We start from the raw sequence: 4966 nt of genomic DNA on the forward strand, positions 1-4966 counted from the left end.
GTTTTGTATCTTGTTGTTGTAGTTTAATGGGGCGTGACTAAACTTTGATATTATATGCATAAAAACAGACTCTAGAATGAGCTATTTTTTTCGTAGTTAAAAAGAACGTATGTTTCTGTGGTGAAACTGTTTCCTTTTTACATAGTAGTATCCTAAATTGCAAATTAAAAAACATTGAGATAGGAGATGAATTAAGTTGAAGACAAGATTTGAAGACATTGTTAGGATTGATGAAATTGGTAGAACAAACAGAATGAAACTAAATGAATTACTTGTTTTGGCAAAGGCAGAGGAATTAGTTCCTGCGAGCGAAGATAAGGAACGAGTAATGGTTATTGGGATTGACTTTCAAAATGATTTTATGGAGAACGGAGAATTAGGGGTTCCAAATTCTCATCAGGATATTCGGAATATCACAAATTTTATCTATAAGAACTTAAATAAAATTACCACCATCGCAGTGTCATTAGATACCCATGACTTACATCAAATTTTTCACCCTAGTTGGTGGATGGATAGAGAAGGGAATCACCCAGCCCCATTTACTATTATTACAGCAGATGATGTAGAGGAGGGGATTTGGATAGCAGTGGAAAAACAAAAAGAAAGCTTAGACTACCTACGTAATCTCGAAAAAATAGGCAAGAAGCAACTGTGTATTTGGACGTATCACTGCATTGAAGGAACTAATGGGGTGGCATTAGAAGGTCAATTTTCTAATATGATTCATTTCCACTCTATTGCTCGAAACACCAAAATAGAAAAAATCGTAAAGGGAAAAAATCCATTAAGTGAAATGTATGGGATGATTAAGCCTGAATATGCAGTGGGCGATGAAGGGAATTATGAATTTTTAAATTCATTAAAATCTTATAAAAAAATTATTATTGCAGGGGAAGCCAAATCACATTGTGTCTTAGAATCAGTAAAGCAAATTGTTGAACATTATACAGATGACCGTTCTGTAACCACCAACATTTATCTATTAAATGATTGTATGAGCCCTATTCCTAGTTATGAAGAGGAAACGGAAAAAGCATTTGAGCAATTAAAACTTACATATGGAATACATATTGTTAACTCAACGGATTTGCTGCTTTAACAGCTATGAAAGAATCATTAGAACTGGTTTTTATAAAGTGAAAAACTTTTGTACTGGAGATACTCATTAATGGCTAATAGGAACCCAAACACCTCCAAAATGGCTGAATCAAAGAAAAGTGGGTGCCTAAAGAAGAACTCTAAAGGGGTTCTTTTTCTTTGACTGTCATTCCTCACTAAGTTTGAGATGAACAAGGGCTGCCCCCTTAATATAACAATATCAAATAATGTTTCTTAACAGACTGGGTGTATAACAAGAAGAAAGTTTAAGGTCGTATATGACTAAAAGCATAAAAGAAGCAAAATTTTGATATAATATGATATTATTTATAAAACTATATATATTATTAATTGTGTTTGAACTAAATTACTTCAATGGTGTAATAGAGGAGGTCATGTATTGGACAAAACGTATTTCTTAAAAGACACTGCACTAGAAAATAAAGGGGAGGATTCTTTTCATCATCACGATTATGTGAAAAATATTAAGCGAATTATTATGGAACATAATCCTCCTTTTAATATCGCTTTGATTGGTAAATGGGGTGTAGGTAAATCATCCATCATAAATCTATTAAAGAAAGAATTGCATGGTAAAGATGAGTATAAAGTTTTTGAAATTAATGCATGGAAATATGAAAATGATTCTCTAAAAAAAGCCTTTCTGAAGAACCTTTGGAGAAAGTTGAATGAAGATAAAAATGCGAGTGTTCTTAAACGATATCAAGAGATGTTTCGGGAATTCAGAGCAGATACTACTATTGAGGATAAAACACATACTGTAGGAGGATTAATTAAGGAATTAAAACCTCTGTTTACGTTATTAGGTTTTCTTTTCTTAACTTCATCAGCAGCATTTGCTGGAGTTCTTTTGATTGCGGATATTATTAATGCTGTTTTTACAGAAAACACTTTTCATGAAAATATGGTAGATTCATTTAAGGATTTTAAGAAAAACATATGGCTACCTATTATCATGACACCCCTAGGTGCGATGTTACAGGAGTTTGTGAAATCTTCTATGCAAAAGAAAACGGCAAATGTACAATTAGTTAAACCAGTAGAAACCGCTGATGAGTATGAAGAATTGTTTAAAGAAGAAATTGAGAAATACAAAAAGAAAAATTCGAGGTTTCAAAAGCTTATTGTTATTGTAGATGATTTAGACCGTTTGAGTCCGAGAAAGGTAGTAGACGCTTTGGATGCTATCAAAGCTTTTGTGGATGTAGATGAGTGTATCTTTATTGTAGCCTGCGATGAAAATATTTTAATTCAGGCTCTGGAGAAGGAGAAATTGAATAAGTCTGCCGAACACATCGATGGGGAACTGTTTTTGGACAAGTTGTTCCATTTTAGGATTCCTTTATCACCAATTATTGAAAGTGATATGGCACAATATGCTTTAGAATTGGCAAGGCAAGAAGCCGAGGGATTAGTCGAATTATGTGGAAGCAGGTTTGAAGAGATTGTAACAGATATTCTTATCCATACTGAAGTAACCACGCCAAGACAGGTAAAGAAGCTGCTCAATACGTTTGCCAATAATCTTCTCATAGCAAAGGCAAGGGAAACTGAAAGAAGAAAATTGGAAGAAAAACTTCTAACGAATGAGCGGGGATTACGATTTTTAGCCAAGTTATCGGTTATCCAATCGGATTATAATGAGGTCTATATGAATGTTTCGAAAGACTTTAATTTCCTAGAAGACCTCCTTGCGTTTTACTACAGCGAAGAGAAGGAAACGGTGACGGTAAAACCAACAATTAAAAAGCTCTTTGAAAAGAAAGGCTCGACGTATAAGTTAAAGCCTGATTATGAGGGGTTGATGAATTTTTTAATTGCACAACAACATATTACAGTCGACAATATGGCACCATTTATCTATTTGGCGCAAGATGCAGTTGGACTAATGGCTGGTGATGAGATGCAACGTACCATTCAAAAAAGTCTCGTAAGTGGAAATGATAAAGGTGTGCTCGCTAAATTAGAACAAGAAACACATACAGAACACGTTGCAATAGTTGTTATCGATGCTGTGAAAAATTGTAAAACAAAGGATTTACCATCTGTATTAAAAGCCGCATATCAGCTTATTGAGCATATGCCTATTGTACGAAGAACGGAGCTTGCGAATGCTATTGTTCAGAGGTTAATGGCAATAGGCATCCCTAGTATGCGACTTTGGCAAATCGAATTGGGAAATTTGTTTAATGTCTATGTATTGGCAGAAAGCAAGGGTATTGCAGAGGAGTCTATACTATATACGATGGACCAACTTTTTAGTCAGAGTAGTGATTGGAAAACAACATTAGGAAAAGATATGACCGATAAGGACTATATTCAACAGATTACAAATGCTGTAGACTATCTTCTCAATCATGAGACGGAACTATCAGAAGGCTTACGTAACAAGATAAAAACATTTATTGCAGTACGAGATGAGGAATATAGTTTTTATCCGTTTACTGAATTGTTAAATCTTTATCGCCGACATCCAATTATGTTTGCTGATTATTTCGACCTTAATTTTTATCATCAACTCCTTGCGCATATGGAAGTTGATGAGGGGCAATCGGAGGAGGTGCAATGGGAAGAATGTGTTGAGGTATTTTTAGAAATTGCTCCTTTCATAAGAGAAAAACATAAGACGAAATTTGTGAAAACAATACACCGCATTAGCAGTATTGCCGACAAACCGTTCTTGTTTAAGGTTTTTGACTTATTAGAACCAGTTATTTCTGAAATAGACGAGAAAGTAGGGTCTAAGATTATATATGGAATAGCTGATAACAAATTCAAAGAACCGAAAGATGTAATACAATTGTGTCAATTTATGAGGATGATTTCATTCGATTTAGATGCCGTCACCGGATTAGCTAAAAAATTAGACAAATTTATTGTAAATGGGCTAGGAAAAGATAATGAGCAGATTACAGAGGAGATGTCACTGCTTATTGAACATATTGCTTCATTAAAAGAGGATAACTTTGAGAAATTAAGCGAAACATCCGATTTATTGATTAATCATGCAGCTAATTCTTCTCTATATGATAGACCGTTGGAAGCAGCAAACAAATATTTTACTAGTACACAGAGGGAAACACTCTTCAGTAACTTGCTGCATCCGATTGATTACAATAGTGCTAGCACTCAGCAATTTGACAGAATAAACATTGCATATGCTATGTTAGGGCGAGAAGAAAAGAATCAATCTTACATTAAAAGAAACATTGAACAGGGAATTGAATATTTTACTAATAGTTCATGGTTCCAATTCCCTAGTTGGGCAAGTGGGTTTTTAAAATTATTGAAGGTCAATGCAACAGTTATTGATAAGACATATTTAGAGCGCCTCGTGAATGTGCTTCTTAATATTATTCCAAATTACCCAGATGTAGCACTAAAAGGCCTGATGTGTATGGGAACGAATTTACCAGAGGTAAGAGCAGAGGAAGTAATTAATGTAGTGATGCAAAGAGTTGATACAGATGCTGATAAGATTGATGCATTGTATTTCTTAAAATCTGTTAAAAAACATTTTACTCAGGAGAACCTAAATGCATATGCTAAATTCCTTATTGATAATATTCAAGTAGAAATAAATGAATTCTTAAACGAATTGTATTCTAGATTTTCTACAATTGGTGGTGCGAGGAGTTTTGTGAATTTAGTTCAAAACGTTTCAGGTTTAGATGAAAGCGTATTTCAGGAAAATATAAATGTTATTCGCAGAACTGTAGGGAAATTCTTCATAGCGTATAAGAGTGAAGGTATTGAAGAACAATATGGAGCACTAGACGAACTGTTGCAAAGTGATGTGAGCGCAAATCTAATAGAAGAAATTGTTTTAAAATCAGTTGATAAA

General features: G+C 34.1%; 2 protein-coding genes. Both read left to right on the plus strand.

Features of this window, described 5'->3' with window-relative positions; all coding sequences use genetic code 11:
- The first annotated feature begins 196 nt into the window (after positions 1-196).
- Entirely contained in the window at positions 197-1102 is a 906-nt protein-coding gene (locus AB3X48_RS17755; protein ID WP_367959770.1) for a cysteine hydrolase family protein, read from the plus strand.
- Positions 1103-1501: 399 nt separating this feature from the next.
- The coding region (locus AB3X48_RS17760) for a KAP family P-loop NTPase fold protein (RefSeq protein ID WP_367959771.1) at positions 1502-4966 on the plus strand (3465 nt) is incomplete at its 3' end.

The sequence above is a fragment of the Bacillus sp. S4 genome, from assembly GCF_040838205.1.
Lineage (GTDB): Bacteria > Bacillota > Bacilli > Bacillales > Bacillaceae_G > Bacillus_A > Bacillus_A cereus_U.